This window comes from Pseudomonas sp. A39 (assembly GCF_058145955.1).
The window spans coordinates 13,234-35,780 of sequence record NZ_JBYVMD010000047.1 but is presented as its reverse complement, the minus strand read 5'-3'; the positions used below and the strand labels follow the sequence as shown (position 1 = coordinate 35,780).

The 22,547-nt window shown below is 62.0% G+C and carries 22 protein-coding genes; 13 read left to right on the top strand and 9 right to left on the bottom strand.

The features are described 5' to 3' along the window. Positions 1–36 precede the first annotated feature (36 nt). Positions 37–1,395 (top strand): 8-oxoguanine deaminase, encoded by a 1,359-nt coding sequence (locus AC3ZU9_RS26235; RefSeq protein ID WP_122811406.1) that lies wholly within the window; start codon positions 37–39, stop codon positions 1,393–1,395. 137 nt (positions 1,396–1,532) lie between these two features. On the opposite strand, the gene AC3ZU9_RS26230 is transcribed toward AC3ZU9_RS26235, so the two are convergent. After that, positions 1,533–2,624: a calcium:cation antiporter gene (locus AC3ZU9_RS26230; RefSeq protein ID WP_012722046.1), complete on the bottom strand. Its 1,092-nt coding sequence runs from the start codon at positions 2,622–2,624 to the stop codon at positions 1,533–1,535. Positions 2,625–2,818: 194 nt separating this feature from the next. Here AC3ZU9_RS26230 and AC3ZU9_RS26225 point away from each other — a divergent pair, with 194 nt between their 5' ends. Beyond that, on the top strand, positions 2,819–3,772 hold the full coding sequence (locus AC3ZU9_RS26225) for an adenosine deaminase (protein WP_012722045.1): 954 nt from the start codon (positions 2,819–2,821) through the stop codon (positions 3,770–3,772). 102 nt (positions 3,773–3,874) lie between these two features. Here AC3ZU9_RS26225 and AC3ZU9_RS26220 read toward each other — a convergent pair whose 3' ends face one another. Both AC3ZU9_RS26220 and AC3ZU9_RS26215 read right to left on the bottom strand, forming a co-directional pair. Next, on the bottom strand, positions 3,875–4,564 hold the full coding sequence (locus AC3ZU9_RS26220) for an ArsR/SmtB family transcription factor (RefSeq protein ID WP_122811408.1): 690 nt from the start codon (positions 4,562–4,564) through the stop codon (positions 3,875–3,877). A 136-nt stretch (positions 4,565–4,700) separates the two neighbouring features. Next, positions 4,701–5,627 (bottom strand): LysR family transcriptional regulator, encoded by a 927-nt coding sequence (locus AC3ZU9_RS26215; RefSeq protein WP_012722043.1) that lies wholly within the window; start codon positions 5,625–5,627, stop codon positions 4,701–4,703. Positions 5,628–5,744: 117 nt separating this feature from the next. Between AC3ZU9_RS26215 and AC3ZU9_RS26210 the strand changes: the two genes are divergently transcribed. From AC3ZU9_RS26210 to AC3ZU9_RS26200, 3 genes are all read left to right on the top strand, one after another. Continuing rightward, on the top strand, positions 5,745–6,038 hold the full coding sequence (locus tag AC3ZU9_RS26210; protein ID WP_012722042.1) for a putative quinol monooxygenase: 294 nt from the start codon (positions 5,745–5,747) through the stop codon (positions 6,036–6,038). 24 nt (positions 6,039–6,062) lie between these two features. Next, on the top strand, positions 6,063–7,076 hold the full coding sequence (locus tag AC3ZU9_RS26205) for a zinc-binding alcohol dehydrogenase family protein (RefSeq protein WP_064052182.1): 1,014 nt from the start codon (positions 6,063–6,065) through the stop codon (positions 7,074–7,076). Positions 7,077–7,222: 146 nt separating this feature from the next. After that, entirely contained in the window at positions 7,223–7,405 is a 183-nt protein-coding gene (locus tag AC3ZU9_RS26200; protein WP_010213424.1) for a hypothetical protein, read from the top strand. Positions 7,406–7,413: 8 nt separating this feature from the next. Here AC3ZU9_RS26200 and AC3ZU9_RS26195 read toward each other — a convergent pair whose 3' ends face one another. Continuing rightward, positions 7,414–8,607, bottom strand: a complete 1,194-nt coding sequence (locus AC3ZU9_RS26195; RefSeq protein WP_093542720.1) for a multidrug effflux MFS transporter — start codon at positions 8,605–8,607, stop codon at positions 7,414–7,416. Between the two features lie 85 nt (positions 8,608–8,692). Next, positions 8,693–8,890 carry a heavy-metal-associated domain-containing protein gene (locus AC3ZU9_RS26190; protein ID WP_012722039.1) on the bottom strand — a complete coding sequence of 66 codons (198 nt, stop codon included), beginning with the start codon at positions 8,888–8,890 and terminating at the stop codon, positions 8,693–8,695. Between the two features lie 147 nt (positions 8,891–9,037). Here AC3ZU9_RS26190 and AC3ZU9_RS26185 point away from each other — a divergent pair, with 147 nt between their 5' ends. From AC3ZU9_RS26185 to cueR, 3 genes are all read left to right on the top strand, one after another. Then, the gene (locus tag AC3ZU9_RS26185) at positions 9,038–9,418 is read left to right on the top strand and encodes a hypothetical protein (protein WP_012722038.1); all 381 of its coding nucleotides are present in this window, start codon (positions 9,038–9,040) and stop codon (positions 9,416–9,418) included. Between the two features lie 66 nt (positions 9,419–9,484). Next, a complete protein-coding gene (locus AC3ZU9_RS26180) occupies positions 9,485–11,686 on the top strand; it encodes a heavy metal translocating P-type ATPase (protein ID WP_122811409.1) in 2,202 nt (733 codons plus the stop codon). After that, positions 11,683–12,084, top strand: coding sequence for a Cu(I)-responsive transcriptional regulator (cueR, locus tag AC3ZU9_RS26175; protein WP_012722036.1), 402 nt, complete (start codon positions 11,683–11,685; stop codon positions 12,082–12,084). The genes AC3ZU9_RS26180 and cueR overlap by 4 nt, the downstream gene beginning before the upstream one ends. Positions 12,085–12,167: 83 nt before the next feature. Here the strand turns inward: cueR and AC3ZU9_RS26170 are convergent, their stop codons facing one another. Together AC3ZU9_RS26170 and AC3ZU9_RS26165 are read right to left on the bottom strand one after the other, a co-directional pair. Then, entirely contained in the window at positions 12,168–13,067 is a 900-nt protein-coding gene (locus AC3ZU9_RS26170; protein WP_012722035.1) for a PA4780 family RIO1-like protein kinase, read from the bottom strand. A gap of 134 nt (positions 13,068–13,201) precedes the next feature. Further along, entirely contained in the window at positions 13,202–14,479 is a 1,278-nt protein-coding gene (locus tag AC3ZU9_RS26165; RefSeq protein WP_490091546.1) for an acetyl-CoA C-acetyltransferase, read from the bottom strand. Between the two features lie 114 nt (positions 14,480–14,593). Here AC3ZU9_RS26165 and AC3ZU9_RS26160 point away from each other — a divergent pair, with 114 nt between their 5' ends. The 4 genes from AC3ZU9_RS26160 to AC3ZU9_RS26145 all read left to right on the top strand — a co-directional run bounded on the left by AC3ZU9_RS26160 (position 14,594) and on the right by AC3ZU9_RS26145 (position 20,445). After that, positions 14,594–15,937: a 3-oxoacyl-ACP reductase gene (locus tag AC3ZU9_RS26160; RefSeq protein WP_093542726.1), complete on the top strand. Its 1,344-nt coding sequence runs from the start codon at positions 14,594–14,596 to the stop codon at positions 15,935–15,937. A gap of 2 nt (positions 15,938–15,939) precedes the next feature. Further along, the gene (locus tag AC3ZU9_RS26155; RefSeq protein WP_490091545.1) at positions 15,940–16,788 is read left to right on the top strand and encodes a MaoC family dehydratase; all 849 of its coding nucleotides are present in this window, start codon (positions 15,940–15,942) and stop codon (positions 16,786–16,788) included. Positions 16,789–17,091: 303 nt separating this feature from the next. Next, on the top strand, positions 17,092–18,576 hold the full coding sequence (locus AC3ZU9_RS26150) for a collagen-like triple helix repeat-containing protein (protein WP_490091544.1): 1,485 nt from the start codon (positions 17,092–17,094) through the stop codon (positions 18,574–18,576). A 186-nt stretch (positions 18,577–18,762) separates the two neighbouring features. Continuing rightward, positions 18,763–20,445, top strand: coding sequence for a ShlB/FhaC/HecB family hemolysin secretion/activation protein (locus AC3ZU9_RS26145; protein ID WP_043204732.1), 1,683 nt, complete (start codon positions 18,763–18,765; stop codon positions 20,443–20,445). A 163-nt stretch (positions 20,446–20,608) separates the two neighbouring features. Here the strand turns inward: AC3ZU9_RS26145 and AC3ZU9_RS26140 are convergent, their stop codons facing one another. Continuing rightward, on the bottom strand, positions 20,609–21,013 hold the full coding sequence (locus AC3ZU9_RS26140) for a response regulator (RefSeq protein WP_102061168.1): 405 nt from the start codon (positions 21,011–21,013) through the stop codon (positions 20,609–20,611). Between the two features lie 58 nt (positions 21,014–21,071). Continuing rightward, a complete protein-coding gene (locus AC3ZU9_RS26135) occupies positions 21,072–21,263 on the bottom strand; it encodes a Flp family type IVb pilin (protein WP_012722028.1) in 192 nt (63 codons plus the stop codon). A 342-nt stretch (positions 21,264–21,605) separates the two neighbouring features. On the opposite strand from AC3ZU9_RS26135, the gene cpaB reads away from it, so the two are divergent. After that, entirely contained in the window at positions 21,606–22,547 is a 942-nt protein-coding gene (cpaB, locus tag AC3ZU9_RS26130; protein WP_046033986.1) for a Flp pilus assembly protein CpaB, read from the top strand.

Here is a 22,547-nt window from a genome sequence, read left to right as displayed (position 1 = left end):
GGCAAACCTGAACCCATCATTCAGAGGAGCCGGCCAATGCCTGCGACCCGTATCTGGTTAAAAAACCCCCTCGCCATTTTCACTGCCAACGGCCTCGACGCCCGTGGCGGCCTGGTGCTGCAAGACGGTGTGATCAGCGAAGTGCTGGCCCAAGGCCAAGCACCCACACAACCCTGCACCCAAGTGTTCGATGCGCGTGAGCATGTGGTCCTGCCAGGGCTGATCAACACCCACCATCACTTCTATCAAACCCTGACCCGCGCCTGGGCGCCGGTGGTCAATCAACCCTTGTTTCCCTGGTTGAAAACCCTGTACCCGGTATGGGCACGGCTGACCCCGGAAAAACTTGCCCTGGCGTCCAAGGTGGCACTCGCAGAATTGCTGCTCTCGGGCTGCACCACGGCGGCTGACCACCACTACCTGTTCCCCGACGGCCTGGAAAACGCCATCGACGTGCAAGTCGACAGCGTGCGCGAATTGGGCATGCGCGCCATGCTCACCCGCGGTTCCATGAGCCTGGGCGAAGCCGACGGTGGCCTACCGCCGCAACAGACCGTACAACAAGGCCAAGTCATCCTCGAAGACAGCCAGCGCCTGATCCGCGAATACCACCAACGCGGCGATGGCGCGCACATCCAGATTGCCCTGGCACCCTGCTCACCGTTTTCCGTCACCCCGGAAATCATGCAAGCCAGCGCCGAACTGGCAAACACCCTGGATGTGCGCCTGCACACTCACCTGGCGGAAACCCTCGACGAGGAAGACTTCTGCCTACAACGTTTCGGGCTGCGCACCGTGGACTACCTCGACAGCGTCGGCTGGCTCGGCCCGCGGACCTGGCTGGCCCATGGCATTCACTTCAACCCGGATGAAATTGCGCGCCTGGGCGCCGCCGGCACCGGTATCTGCCACTGCCCAAGCTCGAACATGCGCCTGGCGTCCGGCATCTGCCCGACCCTGGACCTGCTCGCTGCGGGCGCGCCCATCGGCCTGGGCGTGGACGGTTCCGCCTCCAACGACGCGTCGAACATGATCCTCGAAACCCGCCAGGCCTTGTATATCCAGCGTCTACGTTATGGCGCGGAAAAAATCACCCCGGAAGCTGTACTTGGCTGGGCGACCAAAGGCTCGGCGCAGTTACTCGGGCGTACGGATATCGGTGAATTGGCTGTCGGCAAACAGGCCGACCTGGCGCTGTTCAAGCTCGATGAGCTGCGCTTCTCCGGCAGCCACGATCCAATCTCGGCGCTGCTGTTGTGCGGCGCTGATCGGGCAGATCGGGTAATGATCGGCGGCACGTGGCGCGTAATCGATGGCCAAGTCGAAGGACTGGATCTGAAAGGCCTGATCGCCGATCACAGCCAGGCGGCGAAACAACTGATCGCCGGAACCTAAGCCAAACACAGGTCAAAATGTGGGAGGGGGCTTGCCCCCGATAGCGGTAGTTCAGCCGATACATGTACTGGCTGACACTCCGTCATCGGGAGCAAGCCCCCTCCCACCTTCGTTTTTGTGGTGGTTTGAAGAACCGGTTACAACCCCAGCAGCGACAACATGATAAAGGTCGCAAACAACACAAAATGCGTCATCCCCTCAATGGCATTGGTTTCGCCATCGTTGAGGTTGATCGCGCTGACAATCAGCGTGATAAACACCATCACCGTTTGTACCGGCGTCATCGCCATCTGGAACGGCTGGCCGGTGTAGAGCGCCATGGCCTCCATCACCGGCACCGTCAAGATCACCGTCGACAACGATGCACCCAACGCGATATTCACTACCGACTGCATGCGGTTCGCCAACGCAGCGCGCAACGCGGTCAAAATCTCCGGCGCCGCCGAAATAGCCGCGACCACGATCGCCGTGATCACCGGCGGCGCCCCCGTACCTTCCAGGCCCAGGTCGAGCGTCTTGGACATCACCTCGGCCAGCGCGCCAATCACGATCACCCCGAACACCAGGGTGCCTATGGAGAACGCCAGGTTGACCGACGGTGCGTCCTGCTCTTGCGGCTGCTTCTTACGGCGTTTTTCCGGATAGCTGTAGCTGAAAAAATAACTGTGCGGCCCCACCTGCATGCGCAGGAACAGGGTGTAAAGCACCACCATCGCGCCAATGGTGAAGGCCGAGTAAATTTTCCAGTCGGCTTCGGGGATAAATTCCGGCACCACCATCGACACGCCCATGGCGGTGAGGATCATCACGCTGTAGGTGCGCGCCGAATCGTCATTGTAGGATTGTTCGCCATGCTTGATGCCGCCCATCAGCGCGGCCAGGCCGAGAATCCCGTTGATGTCGAGCATCACCGCCGAGTAGATGGTGTCGCGCACCAGGGTGGGCGACGGTTCATTACTCATCATGATCGCCAGGATCACCACTTCCACCAGCACCGCAGCGAGCGTGAGGATCATGGTGCCGTAGGGGTCGCCGACCTTTTCCGCCAGTTGCTCGGCGTGATGAGCCACGCGCATCGATGCCACGACGATAAAGCCGATCAGCGCCACGCCGGCCAGCAGCGCCACCATTTGCCCGCTATGGAGCATCCAGTGCTCCAACGGGTAGGCGGCGATGGCGGCAATCAGCGCCAGCAGCATGAATTTTTCTTGCTTGAGGGATGTGAGCATTACGGGCCTTTTAGTACGGCAAATCAGTCATTGATGGGGTACAGACTGCGCCAAGCCGCTAACGTTTCGTTACACCTTAGTTCACACGGCCCTTGCGTAAATAAAAGCAAAACTCTCCTGCTGGTCAGGTTTTGCCGATTATTTCGGCCATGCCCTGTAGAATGCCGCCATTGCACCTGATGAGAATTTAGAAAATGTACGATTGGCTCAATGCCCTGCCCAAGGCTGAACTGCACCTGCACCTGGAAGGCTCGCTGGAGCCGGAGCTGCTGTTCGCCCTGGCCGAGCGCAACAAGATCGCGCTGCCGTGGAACGACGTCGAAACCCTGCGCAAGGCCTACGCCTTCAACAACCTGCAAGAGTTTCTCGACCTGTACTACAAGGGCGCCGATGTGCTGCGCACCTCCCAGGACTTCTACGACCTCACCTGGGCCTACCTGCTGCGTTGCAAAGAGCAGAACGTGATCCACACCGAACCGTTCTTCGACCCGCAAACCCACACCGACCGTGGTATTCCGTTCGAAGTGGTGCTGAACGGCATCGCCGCTGCGCTGAAAGATGGCGAGCAGCAGTTGGGTATCACCAGCGGTTTGATCCTCAGCTTCCTGCGCCACCTGAGCGAAGCCGAAGCCGAGAAAACCCTCGACCAGGCCTTGCCGTTCCGTGATGCGTTCGTGGCCGTGGGCCTGGACAGTTCGGAAATGGGTCACCCGCCGAGCAAGTTCCAGCGTGTGTTCGACCGTGCCCGCCACGAAGGCTTCCTCACCGTGGCCCACGCCGGCGAAGAGGGCCCGCCCGAATACATCTGGGAAGCCATCGACCTGCTGAAAATCCAGCGCATCGACCATGGCGTACGCGCCATCGAAGACGAGCGCCTGATGCAGCGCATCATCGACGAACAGATTCCGCTGACCGTGTGCCCACTGTCCAATACCAAACTGTGCGTGTTCGACGACATGGCCCAACACAACATCCTCGACATGCTCGAGCGCGGCGTGAAGGTCACGGTGAACTCGGATGACCCGGCCTACTTCGGCGGTTATGTCACCGAGAACTTCCACGCGCTGTACACCTCGCTGGGCATGACCCAGGACCAAGCCAAACGCCTGGCGCAGAACAGCCTGGATGCGCGTCTGGTCAAGCCATAAGCCTCACTCACTGAGTGAATGCAGGCTAACTGTGGGAGCGAGCACGTCGCACCGCCGCTCCCACAACGGCTAAGCATTGCCCTCTGCCGCCACCGCGCAGGATCACGCAGGCAGGGCCAATCGGGTGATTTCCAACTGCTCGAGATCATTGACCTGCAACGCCTGTGACTCGTTGATCACGCTGATCCAATTCGACTGTAAAAACAGTTGCAACAACCCCGCCCCCAAAGCACCGCCCAAGTGCGGCTGCTGCTGGCTCCAATCGAAACAGTTACACACCAGCGGCGACGCCAGCGCCTGGGTGAAAATACCCAGGCCTGCCAAATGCTGCGCGCCCTTTACCGTGACATCGGTACGTTGCTCGTAGCGCTCGATCCACCCCGCCTCCAGCATATGTTGATACAGCTGCGCTCCCAGCTCGCCGCCTAGGTGCCCATGGCACAGCCGGGCATGGCGCAACGACGGCGGGGCCGCCAGCGGTTGCGGTAACGTGTCCGGCGCACTGCGTACGGCGCAGGCCATGGTGGTCCTGGCCATGGCATTGATGGCGGCGCTGACATCAGGCGCGGCCACGCGAAACAAGCGCTTGCCACGCCGGGCCTCCACCCGCAACAAACCACCCGCGGTCAGTCGCGCCAGATGCGCATTGGCGGAGGTCGCCGACAACCCGGTGAGCGTCGCCAACTCTACCGGCGACTTGGCCGAGCCATCCATCAAGGCCCACAGCATGGCGGTGCGTTTGGGCTCGGCGAGCAAGCTGGCGATCTGACTGATACAAGGCGCTGCTTCCATCTTTCACTCCCTGTCGATTTATTGTTCTGATGAGGTTGGCGCCAAAGTATAGGGGCGCCCACCCGCAGTTCCACCGCGTCTGACAGCGTGGATAGGGACAGGATCTGAGTGAAATTTCCTACTGTGATGGAAGCCGTTACCTCGCGTGCCATCGCTCCGACAACTGGGCGGTCAACGTCGCACAACGGGACACGAGCATTTCCCGCAACAGGTTGATGGGCTTGCTCAGTTGCGCACGGTGAGCGCACAGCAGGTTGAGCGGCGTGCGCTCGCCACGCAGTTCAGGCAGGATCACGCGCAATCGCCCAGCCAGCACGTCGGTGCTGACATCGAGCCAGGACTTGTAGGCAATGCCCACACCCGCCACCGCCCAACGGCGGACGACGTCGGCATCGTCACTGAAACGGTCTCCGCTGACCGTCAGGCTGACTTCACGTTTGCCATCGTGAAAGCTCCAGTGATCGTGGACCCGGCTGCCGAGCATATACAGCAGGCAATTGTGTTGGGCCAATTGCTCCAGATGCCGAGGTTCACCCTGCCGAGCGAGGTAACTGGGGGAGGCACACAGCACGCGAACGTTATTCGGTGCGACAGGCAGCGCGACAAGGCTGGAATCCTCGGGCTCACCGTAACGCAGGGCGATATCCACCGGTTGACGGAACAGATCGGCAATACGATCGCCCAACAGCAGGCGCACGGTGAGCTGCGGGTACTCACGCTGGAACTCGTCCAGCCACGGCAGCAGTTGGTTACGCCCGAAATCCGAAGGGGCCGAGAGTTGCAGCACCCCGCTGACATGGTCCTGGCCGCTGGCCAACAAGCGTCGTCCTTCATCCAGCGAGCTCAACGCCGCGCGGGCGTATTCCAGGAAACCCTCGCCTTCGGCGGTCAGGCGCAGGCTGCGCGTGGAGCGTGCCAGCAAACGCGCGCCCAGTTGCTGCTCGATACGCTTGAGCGCCGCGCTGGCCACCGCAGGCGACAGGTCCATCACCCGTGCCGCAGCGGACAGGCTGCCCAAGTCCGCCGCCCGCACGAACAACTGCAAATCATCAAAACGCAGCATGCATCCCGCCCATTATCAAAATTTTATTGAAACAGACTGCTGTTTTAGCCGCTTTTATCGCGGCGGGAAATAGCCAATCATCTGTGCATCCCGCTTATCACGTGTCTGGAGTTGAATATGTCCACAGCCTTTAACGTCATCGCCACGCTGATCGCCAAGCCCGGCCAACAGGCCACCTTGGAAACCTTGCTGCGTGGCCTGCTGGAACCCACGCGCCTGGAAGCCGGTTGCGAGCAGTACGACCTGCACCAGGACCTGCAACACCCCGAAACCTTCTACATGCTCGAACGCTGGAGCGATGACGCCGCGCTGGCCGACCATGACCAGAGCGCGCACATCCTGAGCTTTCGCGCCAAGGCGGCTGATGTGCTCGAACACTTCGAACTCAAGCGCCTGAAATTCCTCGCCTGATCACCGCCCTTTTCCGGAGCCATCATGAAAGCTATTGCCTACTACGCCTCACTGCCGATCAACGATCCAAACGCCCTGCAAGACATCGAGTTGCCGGCCCCCGTCGCCGGCCCGCGCGACCTGCTGGTGGAAGTCAAAGCCATCTCGGTCAACCCGGTGGACACCAAGGTGCGCCAGAACGTCGCCCCGGAAAACGGCGCCGCCAAAGTGCTGGGCTGGGACGTGGCCGGCGTGGTCAAGGCCGTCGGCAGCGAAGTGACGTTGTTCAAGGCCGGTGACAAGGTGTTCTACGCCGGTTCCTTGGTGCGCCCGGGCGGCAACAGCGAACTGCACGCCGTGGATGAGCGCATCGTCGGCCACATGCCGAAAAGCCTTGGTTTCAGCGACGCCGCTGCGCTGCCGCTGACCGCCATTACCGCCTGGGAATTGTTGTTCGAACGCCTGCAAGTGCGTGAAGGCAAAAAGGATGAAGGCCAGAGCCTGCTGATCGTCGGCGCTGCCGGTGGCGTGGGGTCGATCCTGACGCAATTGGCCAGCCAGCTCACCGCCTTGACCGTGATCGGCACGGCGTCGCGCCCGGAAACCCAGGAATGGGCCAAGTCACTCGGTGCGGACCTGGTGATCGACCACAGCCAACCGCTGAGCGAAGCGCTGAAAACCGCCGGACACCCGCAAGTGACCCACGTCGCCAGCCTGACCCAGACGGATCATCACCTGGACCAACTGGTGGAAGCCCTGCAACCCCAGGGCAAGCTGGCACTGATCGACGATCCCAAGGCACTGGACGTCAGCAAGCTCAAGCGCAAGAGCCTGTCGCTGCACTGGGAGTTCATGTACACGCGTTCGATGTTCGAGACGCCGGACATGATCGAACAGCACAACCTGCTCAATCGCGTGGCCGACCTGATCGACGCCGGCACCCTGAAAACCACGGTGGGCGAGCACTTCGGTGTGATCAATGCAGAGAATCTGCGACGCGCCCATGCGCTGCTGGAAAGCGGCAAGGCCAAAGGCAAGATCGTGCTGGAAGGGTTTTGAAAAAACGGCTGTCAGGGTCGTCCACTATTCATGTGAGTAATGGACGACACCGCTAGTCCGAGAGTTGATCTTTGTCATATTTGTGAGCGTATTCGGGTTTATATTGGCCGCCTTTGCCACGATTCTTTTACGTGAGGAAGTCAGCAATGAAGATCCTGATAAAAGCGTTAGCAAAATCCGCAGGCAATAAATGGCAGGTCCGTCTCGACCAGGACGCGTTCACCTTCCGCACCGAGGCCGAGGCGCGTGCCTTTGCCGACACCCTGCAAGCCCGTATTCAGGCGCCCCACCGTTTTCCAAACAGCCAGCAACGCTCCGCCGCTGGCTGACCCACTGTTCAGACCTGCGCCTGCAAGGCCCGTTTGCGTTGCAGGCGCTGGGTCGACATCGCAATCGTCACGGCCAATACCCCGCACAAACTGATGACCATCGCCATCGGCATCGCCGTGCCGTCGTGCAACACGCCCACCAACGACGCAGCCCCCGCCGCCACGCCAAACTGGATGCAGCCGAGCAATGCCGAAGCGCTACCGGCCCGCGCACCCTGCCCGCTCATGGCGCACGCCGAGGTATTGGGCAAAATGCAGCCGAGGCTGGCGATACAGATAAACAACGGCACCAGCAATGGCCACAGCGCATCGGTGCGCAAGGCCGCGATGCCGAGCAACGTCAACGCCGCCAGCAGGTACACCCATACCGTGCGCGACAGCAAAAAAGCCGGGCCGCGCTTGGCCAGCAACCGCGCGTTGACCTGCGCCACCAATATGAAGCCCGCGGCGTTGGAACCAAACAGCCAGCCGTAGTGCTCGGCGGGTACGCCGTACAGCTTGATAAACACGAACGGTGAACCGGCGATGTAGGCAAACATCCCGGCAATCGAAATACCACCGGTCAAGGCATAGCCGAGGTAAACCCGATCAGACAACAGCGCCCCATAGCGTCGCAGCGATCCGGACAGCGGCTGACGCGGCTGGTGGGCGGGAAAGGTTTCCGGCAAACCGACCGCCACGGCGATGGCCGCCATCACGCTGAATAGGGACAGCGCCAGGAAAATCGACTGCCAGCCCCACAGACCGACCATCAGCCCACCCGCCAACGGCGCGAGAATCGGCGCCAGGCCCGTCACCAGCATCAACTGTGAATAAACCTTGGCCGAGCCCACGGGATCACATTTGTCGCTGACCACCGCACGGGAAATCACCATGCCCGCGCAGCCCCCCAGGGCCTGCACAAAACGTGCTGCGATCAGCCACTCCAGCGAAGGTGCAAAGGCGCACGCAAAGGACGCCAAGGTAAACAAGGTGACCCCACTGAGCAGCGGGCCGCGTCGACCAAAGCGGTCCGCCAGCGGGCCATAGATCAATTGGCCGATGGCCAGGCCAGCGAAATACACCGCCAGGGTCAGCTGGATGTGTTTTTCATCGGTCGCGAAAGCCGTGGCCATGGCCGGGAAGCCCGGCAGGTAAAAATCGATCGCCAACGGCGCGAAGGCGCTCAAGGCCCCCAGAATCAGGATTATGCGAAGGTTCATCGGGCACCCAAGTGAGACGGCAGCCCGATAGTCTAGCCGCGCTTGGGTGCATTGAACACGATAGCTCGCTAACTATTTTTCCGCATCAGGCCAGCTTGGCGCTGTAACCCTCTTCGGTGATCGCCGCGATCACTTGCTCAGCAGACAAGCGGCTGTCGACGCCCACTTCCTTTGCCGCCAGGTCGACCTTCACGCTGGCCGCCGGGTCCTGGCTCTGCACCGCCTGGGTCACCGCACGAACGCAATGGCCGCAGGTCATTCCTTCAACGCTGAATACTTGCATGACATGACTCCTTTGATGAGGTTGAACCCAGTCTCGACCTTGCCACGATGGTAAGGTCAAGTTCCTCGAATAGCTGCCGGGCTGGTATTCGGCGGCATCGTCGGCCAAGCTTCACCCATCTTTGATTCACACCACGGAGCATTCGCCATGCGCTGGTCGTTTTTTGCCCTTCTCGGCCTGATGAGCCTGTCCGCCGCTGCGCCCCAAGCCATCGCCGCAGAAGACTATGCGGTGCTGATCATTTCCCGGGAACGCCTGGAAGTGCCGACCAACTGCGAAATCGGTCTGTACATCCAGGACCAACTAGCCGGGCGCCTGTTTCAAGAACAGTCCACCTCGTTCAACCTGCCCGCGGGCGATGTATCGCTGCGCCTGAAACTGCTGCCGGGCCAAACCCCAGGCTGCCTGCCGGGACTGCTGGCACCGCCCGCGCAGAACATCACACTCAAGGCCGGTGACGTGCGCAAATTGCGCATCGCCCAGGGCCCGGACGGCATGTATCTCAAACCCGCCGCACTGGAATACTAAAGGCACTTGACCTTCCCCACAGGTCAAGGTTGATCCTACGGGCAACGTCTTCTGGAGGACTGCCCCATGAATGGATCCACCACCTTTGACCTGCCCATCAGCGGCATGACCTGCGCCAGCTGTGCCGGCCGGGTCGAACGTGCGCTGGGCAAGGTGCCGGGGGTGCAAAGCGTCAGCGTCAACCTGGCCAACGAGCGCGCCCACGTTGAAGTGCGGGGCCAGATGGACCCCGGCGTGCTCATCGCCGCTGTCGACAAGGCCGGCTACACCGCCAGCCTGCCCCAAAGCGAATCGACCACCGACGCCAACCAAGCCCTGCGCCTGCACCACGAGCGCTGGGCGCTGCTGCTGGCGATCCTGCTGGCATTGCCGTTGGTGCTGCCGATGCTGGTCGAGCCCTTCGGCCTGCACTGGATGCTGCCCGCCTGGGCACAATTCGCCCTGGCCACACCGGTGCAATTCATCTTCGGCGCGCGCTTCTATATCGCCGCCTGGAAAGCCGTGCGTGCCGGTGCCGGCAACATGGACCTGCTGGTGGCCATCGGCACCAGCGCCGGTTATGGCCTGAGTATTTATGAATGGCTCACCGCTCACCCCGGCATGGCGCCGCACCTGTACTTCGAAGCCTCGGCGGTGGTGATCGCCCTGGTGCTGCTGGGCAAATACCTGGAGAGCCGCGCCAAGCGCCAGACCGCGAGCGCCATCCGCGCATTGGAAGCCCTGCGTCCTGAGCGGGCGATTCGAGTACTCGACGGTCGTGAAGAAGACGTCGCCATCAACGCCCTCAAGCTCAATGATCTGGTACTGGTAAAACCCGGCGAACGCTTCCCGGTGGACGGTGAAGTGGTGGAGGGTCAAAGCCACGCGGACGAAGCCTTGATCAGCGGCGAAAGCCTGCCCGTACCCAAACAACCTGGCGATAACGTCACCGGCGGCGCCATCAACGGCGAAGGCCGCCTGCTGGTACGCACCCTGGCCCTCGGTGCCGAAAGCGTGCTCGCGCGGATCATCCGCCTGGTCGAGGACGCCCAGGCTGCCAAGGCACCGATCCAGAAGCTGGTGGATAGAGTCAGCCAGGTCTTCGTCCCGACCGTGCTGGTGCTGGCGTTGGTCACGCTGGTGGGCTGGTGGCTGTATGGCGCGCCCCTGGAAACGGCGATCATCAATGCCGTCGCCGTACTGGTGATCGCCTGCCCCTGCGCCCTGGGCCTGGCCACACCGACCGCGATCATGGCCGGCACCGGCGTTGCCGCGCGCCACGGCATCCTGATCAAGGACGCCGAAGCCCTGGAGCGTGCCCATGCAGTGAGCGCCGTAGTCTTCGACAAGACCGGCACTCTCACTTCCGGCACGCCCAGGATTGCCCACCAGGCCGCGGTGGATGGCAACGAAGCCTTACTGCTGCAACAAGCCGGCGCGCTGCAACGCGGCAGCGAACACCCGTTGGCCAAGGCCGTACTGGATGCCTGCAACGAAAAAGGCCTGACCGTGGCCGATGTGACGGCCAGCCAATCCCTGACCGGACGCGGCATCGCCGGCACGCTCGATGGCCGGCCGCTGGCCTTGGGCAATCGTCGCCTGCTGGAAGAAAGCGGCTTGAGCGCAGGCGACCTCGCCGACTCCGCCAAGTCCTGGGAAGCCGAGGGCCGCACGTTGTCCTGGCTGATCGAGCAAGGTGCGCAACCACGTGTGCTGGGGCTGTTCGCGTTTGGCGACACACTCAAGCCCGGTGCACTGGAGGCGGTGGAGCAACTCAAGGCCCAGCACATCAGCAGCCATTTGCTCACCGGCGATAATCGCGGCAGCGCCCGTGTGGTCGCCGAGGCGCTGGGCATCGACGATGTACATGCCGAAGTGCTGCCCGCCGACAAAGCCGCCACCGTCGTCGCGTTGAAAAAAACCGGCGTGGTGGCCATGGTCGGCGACGGCATCAACGACGCCCCGGCCCTGGCCGCTGCCGATATCGGCATCGCCATGGGCGGCGGTACCGACGTGGCCATGCACGCGGCCGGTATCACCCTGATGCGCGGCGACCCGCGCCTGGTGCCTGCTGCGCTGGAGATCAGCCGCAAAACCTACGCCAAAATCCGCCAGAACCTGTTCTGGGCCTTTGTGTATAACCTGATCGGCATTCCCCTGGCGGCGTTCGGCCTGCTCAACCCGGTACTCGCGGGTGCAGCGATGGCCTTGTCCAGCGTCAGCGTGGTGAGCAATGCATTACTGTTGAAAACGTGGAAGCCTAAGAACTTGGAGGATCAACGCCCATGAACATCGGCCAAGCCGCACGCCAGAGCGGGCTCAGCGCCAAGATGATTCGCTACTACGAGTCCATCGGCCTGCTCAAGGCTGCCCACCGCACCGACAGTGGCTATCGCGTGTACGGCAGCGACGACTTGCACACCCTGGCGTTTATCAAGCGGTCGCGGGATTTGGGGTTTTCATTGGAAGAGGTCGGCAAGCTGCTGACCCTGTGGCAGGACCGGCAACGGGCGAGTGCCGATGTGAAGGCGTTGGCGCGCCAGCATATTGAGGCGCTGAACCAGAAGATCCTGGAACTGGGGCAATTGCGCGATACCTTGCAAGACCTGGTGGAGCACTGTCAGGGCGATGATCGGCCGGATTGTCCGATACTCAAGGAGTTGGCGTCCGGAAGCTGCTGCGCCTGAGCGGATCTAACTGGACACACACAAAACCAAATGTGGGAGGGGGCTTCCCCCTCCCACATTTTTGATCTCCACTTATCTGGAAATCACTGCATCCAAGGCGGCGGCGGGGGCTCGTCCGGCACCTTGCTCGGAGGCGCATCATCGGCAGCCCGAATCGCCTGGCGGCGCTCTTCATCCAGCCGCGCCGCTTCGATCTCGCGGATCACACCGCCGACGTCCGCCAACTCTTCCGGCTCGTCGAACTCGCCGGTCAAGACGCTGGCTGGGTGCAGGGTGCCGGCTTCGTACAGGGCCCACATTTCCTTGGCGTACTTGGTCGCCTTCAACTCTGGGGCAAAACGCCCGAAGTAGGAAGCCATGTTGCCCACGTCCCGCTCCAGCATGTTGAACGCGTGGTTATTGCCCGCCGCATCCACCGCCTGGGGCAGGTCGATGATCACCGGGCCCGTTGGCGTAAGCAGCACGTTGAACTCGGACAAGTCACCGTGCACCAGGCCGGTACACAGCATCAGCACGATCTGGGAAATCAGGAAGGCGTGGTATTCACGCGCCTGGTCCGGCTCCAGTGTCACGTCATTCAGACGCGGTGCCGCGTCACCGTACTCGTCGGCCACCAGTTCCATCAGCAGCACGCCTTCAAGGAAGTCGTACGGCTTGGGCACGCGAACGCCCGCACCGGCCAGGCGGAACAACGCCGCCACCTCAGCGTTCTGCCAGGCATCTTCGGTTTCTTTCTTACCGAATTTGGAGCCCTTGGCCATGGCCCGGGCCTGTCGGCTGTTACGGACCTTACGGCCTTCCTGGTATTCGGACGCTTGACGAAAACTTCGTTTGTTCGCCTCCTTGTAAACCTTGGCGCAACGCAATTCGTTGCCGCAGCGCACCACATAAACAGCTGCTTCTTTACCACTCATGAGTGGGCGCAGCACTTCGTCGACCAGACCGTCTTCGATCAGGGGTTCAATGCGTTTAGGAGTCTTCATCAGCTTTTATTGTGGGTCCTTTATTACCAAATACGCGTATGGCACTCGTTATACGGCAATCGGCTCGCCGGTGGGAGAGGCTACCGACCTCTGACCGCTCAAGAATGCATCCAATATGCCAATTTTCGCCGCAATCAACGCTCAATGATCGCCGTAACACCCTGGCCACCCGCCGCGCAGATCGAAATCAGGCCACGGCCCTTGCCCGCCGCATCCAGCAACTTGGCCAGGTTGGCGACGATACGCCCACCCGTGGCGGCAAACGGGTGCCCGGCGGCCAGGGAGCTGCCCTTCACATTCAGCCGGCTGCGGTCGATGGACCCCAAGGGTGCGTCCAGCCCGAGGCGCGTCTTGCAGTAGTCCGCGTCTTCCCAGGCCTTGAGCGTGCACAAAACTTGGGCAGCGAACGCTTCGTGGATCTCGTAGTAATCGAAGTCCTGCAGCGTCAGGCCATTTCTCGCCAGCAGTCGCGGCACCGCGTACACCGGCGCCATCAGCAGGCCTTCGGCACCGTTGACGAAGTCCACCGCCGCCGCCTCGCCATCACGCAAATACGCGAGGATCGGCAAACCACGCGCCTGGGCCCAGGCCTCACTGCCCAGCAGCACCAACGACGCGCCATCGGTGAGCGGCGTGGAATTGCCGGCGGTGAGCGTGCCCTTTTCGCTGCGCTCGAAGGCGGGCTTGAGCGCGGCGAGTTTTTCCAGGGTCAGGTCGGGCCGCAAGTTGTTGTCACGGGTCAGGCCCAGAAACGGTGTGAGCAAATCGTTGTGCCAGCCTTCGGCGTAGGCCGCGGCCATTTTCTGATGGCTTTCGAGGGCCAACTGGTCCTGCTCGGCGCGGGGGATCTGCCAGGTCTGCGCCATCAACTCGCAGTGCTGGCCCATGGACAAACCGGTACGGGGTTCGCCGTTACGCGGCAGTTCCGGCTTGAGGTGATGGGGACGAAGTTGTAACAGCAGTTTTAATTTATCCGCCATGGACTTGCTGCGGTTGGCGTGCAGCAGAAGCTTGCGCAGGCCTTCATTTACACCGATCGGCGCGTCGGAGGTGGTGTCCACCCCACCGGCAATCCCGCACTCAATCTGCCCCAGGGCGATCTTGTTGGCCACCAGCAACGCGGCTTCCAGGCCGGTGCCGCATGCCTGCTGAATATCATAGGCCGGGGTTTGCGGCGACAGACGCGAGCCCAGCACACATTCACGGGTGAGGTTGAAGTCCCGCGAATGCTTGAGCACCGCACCGGCAGCCACTTCGCCCATGCGCAGGCCGTGCAGGTTGTAGCGCTCGACCAGGCCTTCCAGGGCGGCGGTCAGCATCGCCTGGTTGCTCGCCGTGGCATAAGGGCCATTGGAGCGGGCGAAAGGAATGCGGTTGCCGCCAATGATCGCTACACGGCGCAATTGAGTCATGAAAAGCTCCCTGATGGTTGTAGGTGGAATCACCAAGCCTAGCCTAGGCTCAATCGAACGACTGCCACCCCGGGGTGGTCCACCCTTTGAACCCCAGCCTTCGGAGAGCGTTCCATGTCTGACCGTTATATCGACTTCGCCAACTCAAGCCTCGGCCATCGCCTGGTCGCCGCCATTGGCCTGCCGTCACCGGTACGCCTGGAACGCTGGCAGGCCGGGCGCCTGCGTCCGGTGGAGGGCGCATTGCTGCTGGGCGGCGGTGCGCTGGCCACTCAGGTACAGGCATTTGCCAACCGGCTCACCGACGCCATTTACACCTACGGCGCCGAGACGTCGACGTGGATTCCCGGCCATGGCCCCACACTCAAGGCGGTCGTGTTCGACGCCAGCGAATTGCAACACACTGATCAACTCAAACAGCTGCGCGAATTCTTCCAACCGCTGCTGAAAAACCTGGATAACAGCGCGCACCTGGTGATCCTCGGCCGTGCGCCGGAAAGCCTCAGCGACCCCTTCGCCGCCAGCGCCCAGCGCGCCCTGGAGGGTTTCAGCCGCTCCCTGGCCAAAGAGCTGCGCAATGGCGGCGTGTTGCAATTGCTCTACGTCGGCGACGGTGCCGAGGACCAATTGGAAGGCGCACTGCGCTTTTTCCTCTCACCGAAAAGCGCCTACATCTCTGGCCAGGTGATTCGCCTGGAGGCCTGCACCACGCCGGTCGAAGACTGGACGCGCCCCCTGGCCGGGCGCAAGGCGCTGGTCACCGGTGCCGCACGAGGCATTGGTGCATCCATCGCTGAAACCCTGGCCCGCGACGGCGCCGACGTGATCCTGCTCGACGTGCCTCAGGCCAAGGCCGACCTCGAAGCCCTGGCCGCGCGCCTGGGTGCACGCACCGTCACGCTGGATATCTGTGCTGAAGACGCCGCCCGTCAATTGATCGAGCACCTCCCCGATGGGCTGGACATCCTGGTGCACAACGCCGGTATCACCCGTGACAAAACCCTGGCGAACATGACCCCGGAGTACTGGGACGCGGTGCTCGCGGTCAACCTCAATGCGCCACAGGTACTGACCCAAGCGCTGCTCGACAGCGGCACCCTGCACGACAACGCCCGCGTGGTATTGCTGGCGTCGATCAGCGGCATCGCCGGTAACCGTGGGCAGACCAACTATGCGGCGAGCAAGGCGGGGTTGATCGGCCTCGCACAGGCTTGGGCGCCGCTGCTTAAAGAGCGCGGCATCACCATCAACGCCGTGGCGCCGGGTTTTATCGAAACCCAGATGACCGCACATATTCCGTTCGCCTTGCGTGAAGCCGGGCGACGCATGAGTTCGCTGGGCCAGGGCGGCCTGCCGCAGGACGTCGCCGAAGCGGTGGCGTGGCTGGGCCAACCGGGTTCCGGTGCGGTCAGCGGGCAAGCGCTGCGGGTATGTGGGCAAAGTCTCTTGGGAGCGTAAGCATGCAATGGAAGACGCTGGGCACTACGCCATTTCTGCCGCCGCTGTATTGGCGCGCGGCGCTCAAACGCAAGATCACCGGCAGCACCTTGCCTGAACACGGATTGCGCTGCCGGGTGAGCATCAACCCCAAGCAGGTGGCGGCCTATCGCAAGGTCTGCGGTTTTGCCGACAGCCCTCTCTTGCCGGCGACTTATCCGCACGTCCTGGCGTTCGGCCTGCAGATGCAGTTACTCACCGATAAAAGCTTTCCCTTCCCGCTGCTGGGGCTGATTCACCTGAGTAACCGCATCCGCATCCATCGCCCGCTCGGTGGTGTCAGCGAATTGTCTGTCGGCGTACACACGCAGAACCTCAAGCCTCATCCCAAGGGTGCGACCTTTGACCTGGTGACCACGGTCGAAGATTCCCTGGGCCTGCTGTGGGAAGCCGAGAGCCGCATGCTCTGCCGTGGGGTGAAATTGGAAGGCGAAGCAGAGGATATCGCCCAACCCTCCCCCACCCAGGTCAGCGAACTGTCCCGCTGGAAGGCGCCCGCCGATATCGGCCGCCGATATGCGCGGGTCTCCGGCGACTACAACCCGATCCACCTCAGCGCCCTGACCGCCAAGCTGTTCGGCTTCCCCCAGGCCATCGCCCACGGGCTGTGGAACAAGGCGCACACCCTCGCTGCCCTCGGCGAACACCTGCCCGCCGCCAATATGGAGATACACGTCGAGTTCAGGAAACCCGTGCGCCTGCCCAGTGAAGTGACGTTATTAGCGAGTGCCGCCGGTTCCAGCGGAGCGTTGTGGCTCAAAGGCGCAGGCGATATTGAACATATGGTAGGCAAGTGGCAGCCAATTGCCTGAAATAAGACTGATGAATTGTATATATACACCCTAGGTAATAGCGGACTTTTTGAAGTCCGCTTTTTTCTTCTAAGTCATTGTTAAAAAACAGATATACATCTTGATACATCCTCACCTTATACCGTTGGCATTAGTCACTTAAACGGTACATCCCGGTTCTATATAAATCGTTAATACCAACTAGAGCATTGAGAGAACGCACCTCCGGGACTGTTATAGCCACACGGACAAACGCATCGCTAGCCCAAGAAATAGTGAGCGTTTGAAGACAACCAAGGTTGTACAGGTGCGAGGAACTCAATCATGAATACTCACGTCGTGTTTTGGAAAACAAGTACCGCGCTGGCCCTGGCAGTCACACTGGCACTCGGCGGCTGCAGCAGCGGGGGTGGCGGGCATCACAGTGGTGGCTCCTCGGATGCTGGCGCTGGCGGTGGCACGGGGGGTGGCGGCACTGACCCTGGCACCAACCCCGGCGGCACCGCCTCGCCGCTGGTCACCGCCACCGTGGTCGACACCGCCGGCAATACCGTGACCCGCCTCAGCCGCACCGTCCGCAGTCTGGGCACTACCCTCGGCAGCCTGCCGATCGTGGGCGAAACGGCTGGCGACTTGGTGACTGCGGCAGGCAACGCCGTCGACAGCATCGGCAACGGCCTTTCGGATGGCCTGGGTTCACTGGGCACTGACAGCAACGCCCTGGGCAAAACCGTTGCCGGCGTGGCCAACGGTGTTTCCGACCTGGGTGATGGCGTGACCGTTACCGGTGCCAACGTCGCCACGTTGCTGGGGAATGTGCCAGTGGTCAGCGGCGCCGCCCCCGTGGTCGGCAACGTGGTGGGCAAGGTTGGCAATGCCGTGACTATGCTCGGCGACACCTTAAGCACCGCCAGCACCACCGGCCCACTGGGGTCGGTCACCCACACCGTCGGCGCAAAAGTCTTGGTGCCTGTGGTGTCCCTGGTGGAAAACACCACCGGCAAAGTCGGCACCGCGACCGGTCTTGACTCGCCCGTGGGCGGCTTGCTGAAAAAAGTCGGCGATACCGTCGACGGCCTGGGCGATAAAGTCGCCGACACCGGCGGCACCGGCAACCCGGTGACCGACGCGGTGGGCAATGTGCTCAATGGTGTCGGCACCGCGGTCGGCAAGGCCAGCGGTTATGTCGACCCGGATGCGGATAGCAGTGGCGGCGGCAATGGCGGTGGTACCGGCGGCGGCATCGGCAAACTCGGCCTGGCCGAACTCATCGGTGGCGTGATCGCCGGAGCCGGCAGCGGCCTGGATGCGGGCAGCACCAATGGCGTGATCAGCGCGGCGGGCGTTACCGGCGTCAAGGCGGGCACCACCGTGGCGGCCCTCGGTGGCGGCACACCCAGCACTAAAACCAGCATTCCGGTCGCCGGGCTGACCGGCCCGATCGGCAATGCACTCAACCCTGTCACCAGCGGCGTACAGAGCCTGACTCAAAACATCGGCGGTGCCACTGGCCTGGGTGCTCCGGTCAACGGCCTGGTCACCCGTGTCGGCGGTGCGGTCAGCAACCTGGGCGGCAACATCAGCGGCACCAACGCCAACCCGGTCACCAACGCCCTGGGCGGTACCGTGACCGCCGTGGGTGGCACCGTGGCGTCGATCGGCGGCCTGGTCACTGGCAGCACCAATACCGGCGGCGGTTTGCTCGCGGGTGGCCTGAATGTAGGCGCTGGCGCCTCTGCCGGTGCTGGCGCAAGCGCAAACGGTGGTCTTCTGGGCGGGCTGTTGGGTGGCCTGGGCGGCAAAAAATAGAATTGCACCTGGCCGATTAGACGGCCTCACCTACAGCGCCTACGCTTGGTTGAGACGAGAGACCCACTAAGTCTCTCGTCTTTTTTTATGGATCAATGATCGATCCGTAAAAGCCCCCGAACCGCGCCCCCAGTGCCCGGCGGGCATCTGCGAAACGCCGCTGCAGTATTGACCATGGAGTGTCCTATGCGCGCTTTGACGCCGTTGTTATTGCTCACCCTCAGTGCTTACGCCCACGCCGATACCCTGCCCAGCTTCCTCAATAGCAACGACACCATCCGCAACCTGCCGGTGCCCAACCTGCCCGCCGACGCCTACCGACCGGCCGCCACGCCCACCCAGGTGCCGGTGCCTGCGGCGACGGCCGAGCAGCCCTTGCTGATGGACACCAAAGTGACCATCCGCAAACTGCAGATCGACGGCGGCACGGTGTACCCGCTCAAAGAAGTCGCCCAGGTATTCGAACCCTTGATTGGTCATGAAACCAATCTGGCGCAATTGATCGAAGCCACCCGCAGCATCACCCGGCGCTATCAGGAAGACGGCTACCTGCTGTCCTACGCCTTCCTGCCGGAACAACGGTTCGAAGGCGGCCTGGTGCATGTGGTGCTGGTGGAGGGCTACATCCGTGATTACCAACTGCAAGGCGACATCGGTTCGGTCTCGTCCTACGTCGACAAACTGGCGGAAAAACTCAAGGCCGAACGCCCGCTCACGCGCAAGACGTTCGAGCGCTACACCACGCTGATGAGCGCCATCCCAGGCGTGACCGTGCAAGCCCAGGTGCCGCCTCCGAGCACCACCGATGGCGGCACCCACATGCAGATCAGTGCCAGCCGCAAGCCCTTCACCACCAGCATGAGCCTCAACGAGGCGAGCCGTGGCGGTACCCAAGCCTTGCTGACCGGCACCAGCAACTCGTGGACGTCGATGGGCGAACAACTGAGCGTCAGCGGCCTGTTCCCGCCGGGTGAGGACAAAGAACATTACTACCGCGCGTCCTACAGCCAGTTCATCAACGCTGAAGGCACCCAGCTTGCACTCTCGGGGGAACGCTACCGCGCGGACCCAAGCACCCGCCTGCAGTTAGGCGACGGCCTTGAACTCAAGCCGCACCAGCAGATCGACCGTTACTCCATAGGCGTCAGCCACCCCTTTATCGCCTCGCCCAGCGAGTCGCTGAGCCTCGGTACGCGCCTCTACGCCGTCGACCAGACCAACCGTTACACACTGGAAGGTTTCCCCCAGCGCTTTGAGCTGCAAACCAACCTGCGCGCCCTGGCCTTCGAAGGGGACTGGCGTAAAGCTGACACCACCCAACTGCGCATCATCAGTGGCGGCGTGTACCAAGGCATCAATGGCATGGGCGCCAAGACCCATACGGACTTCGGTGGCCTAAAGCCCGACCTCGACTTTTTCCGCCTGCGCCTGTCCGGCGTGCAGAGCAACAAACTCTTCGATAACTGGCAAGGCGTGCTGTCCGGCGCGCTCTACTGGAGCAACGACAACCTGCCCGACAGCGAGCGCGCGACCTTCGGCGGGCAAAGCTTCGGGCGCGGCTACCCCGATGACCAGGGCACGGGCGACAAAGGCTGGGGCGCGGCCTACGAGGTCAACTACAGCTACAACCGCGCGGGCGATTGGGTGAGGATCCTGCAACCCTACGTGGTGCTCGACCGCGCCAAGACCTGGTTCAACGACCTGCCGGTCAAGGGCAACGACATGTCATCGGCGGCGGTGGGGCTGCGCTTTGGCGATGCCAAGTACTACAACGTCGCGCTGGAAGTCGCCAAGCCGATGTCGGACGTGGCATTGGATAGCTTCGATCGACGGCCACGGTACTCATTGAGTTTCAGCTACCAACTCTGACCTGTAGTGAGCGGGCTTGTCGAATCGTCGCACCGCCCGCGCTGGGCGGCGAAGCCGCCCCATCTCCTGGAGCATTGGGTCTCCCTGGTTAGTACTGAGTCGTCTGGGTTTGGGGCGGCTTCGCCACCCAGCGCGGGGCAAGCCCGCTCACTACAGAGTTCGCTTAAGGGTGGAGTTTGGAGAGGGGAAACAGGCTGTTCAAGGTGTCGATGAGCCGTACCAGGTAGATCGGCTTGCGAAACAGGTCCAGCACCTGCAGGCGCAGCATGTCGCTTACATCATCCATTTCGGCATGGCCGGACATCACAATCACCGGCAGGTGAGAACGTGAGGTGTGTTCGCGCAAGCGCTTGATCAAGGAGATGCCGCTTTCCTCGGGCATGCGCAGGTCGGTGATGACCAGGGCAATATCAGGATGGAGTGTCAATTCTTGCAGCGCGAAGGTGACGGAGGTGGCGGTAAAACAGACAAATCCCTCGTGTTCGAGGGATTCGGCGAGTTCGATCAGCGCGTCCTCTTCGTCGTCCACCAAAAGAATTTGTTGGCGGGAAGGCGGATAAACGCTCATGGCAGTACCTGAACTGGAGAAACTTTGATTAGGGGTTTCCACATTTTTCAGCGGACTATCAAGTTGTCATTTTGGTCGCAACGCTATCGAAAATGGATTTGATCTTAGTTCCAAGCCCTGAGCCGGCACCGACGATCACCAGTGCAACCATCGCTACGATAATCGCGTACTCGATCCCAGACGCCCCCTCTTTGCGCTGAAAGAATAGTTGTGTCTGAACATAAAGCTTCAACATCAGGTCAAGGAACATAAGACTTCTCCCTAAAACGCCACTAAGAGCCGGTACGGCTCTAGCACGATGTCCGCGGCGTGCCACTAGAGCATTGTCAACAAACCTCAGCCTCACAACTGTAAGAACGGATTAATCACAAAGTATTAGTCGAAAAGTCGACGCCAGGCATCCCGCCATTTAAAGGGGCACTTTTAGAGTCCTGATTATAGTTTCGATAAATTTTTCCCGGGGTAATGGCATTTCGTCCTAGCTGAGCTACCTTCAAATAGCCAAATCGTTAGATGTTCATCACAGCCAGGTTGCGGATTAACCCGTTGGGATTACACGGGCGTGCAGTGCAACGGGAAAGGGAGAGCCGTCATGAACAGTCGCATCAGCATGGTCCTGGCCGGCTTGTTGCTGATCGGGGCATTGATCGCCGGGTACTGGGGGTTAGTGTTGAGCCGCGCACCGGAGCCTGTCGCAGTCCCTGCCGCACCTGTCGTTTCCGTTGAAAAAACCATCGCTGCCGCCGAAGACCAGACCCGCCAACCGGTGGTGGTCCTGGTGCATGACGTGCCTGCCTACCGTGCGCTGACCGCTGCCGACCTGGTCGTGGAAAGACTGCGCACCGTGCCCGTCGGCAGCCTCACTCAGCTCGACCAGGCCATCGGCCGCATGCCGCTGCGCGCGCTTGGCGCAGGCACCTGGCTCACCGAAGACAGCTTTACCGGCGGCGGCCCGCTCGCTCGGATGATTCGCCCCGACGAGCGTGCACTGGCGGTGGCCGTGGATGAAGTGATCGGCGCCGCCGGCCAATTGACCCCCGGCGATTACGTGGATGTGCTGTTGTTCCTGCGCCAGGATGCCAGTAATGCCGAACAGTCGGCCCAGATCGTGCTTCCGGCCATGCGCCTGCTCAGCGTCGGCGACCAGATGGGCTTGGCCAACGATGGCCAGCCTGCGGTGCCACCACCGGTCACGGTTGAAGAACGCGCCCAGGCCGCCCAACGTCGAGCCGCCGCACGTACCGTGGTGCTCGCCGTACCGGAGCCACTGTTAAGCCGCCTGATGCTCGCGGCTCAAGCCGGCACCCTGCGCCTGGCCGTACGCAGCGCCGAGGAACACCTGCTCAGCCGCTACTGGGCCGGCGAGAGCGAAGCACCGCAGAAGATGGAAAGCGCCAACCGCGATCTCTACCAATTCACCCAACTGGCCCTGACCGGCCCGCCCAAACGCATCGCGCCAGCCGGTGGCGAACCGAGCGTGCGCCGAGGCATTGAAGTGATTCGCGGTGCCCAAGGGGCGCCACAAACTCCGTGA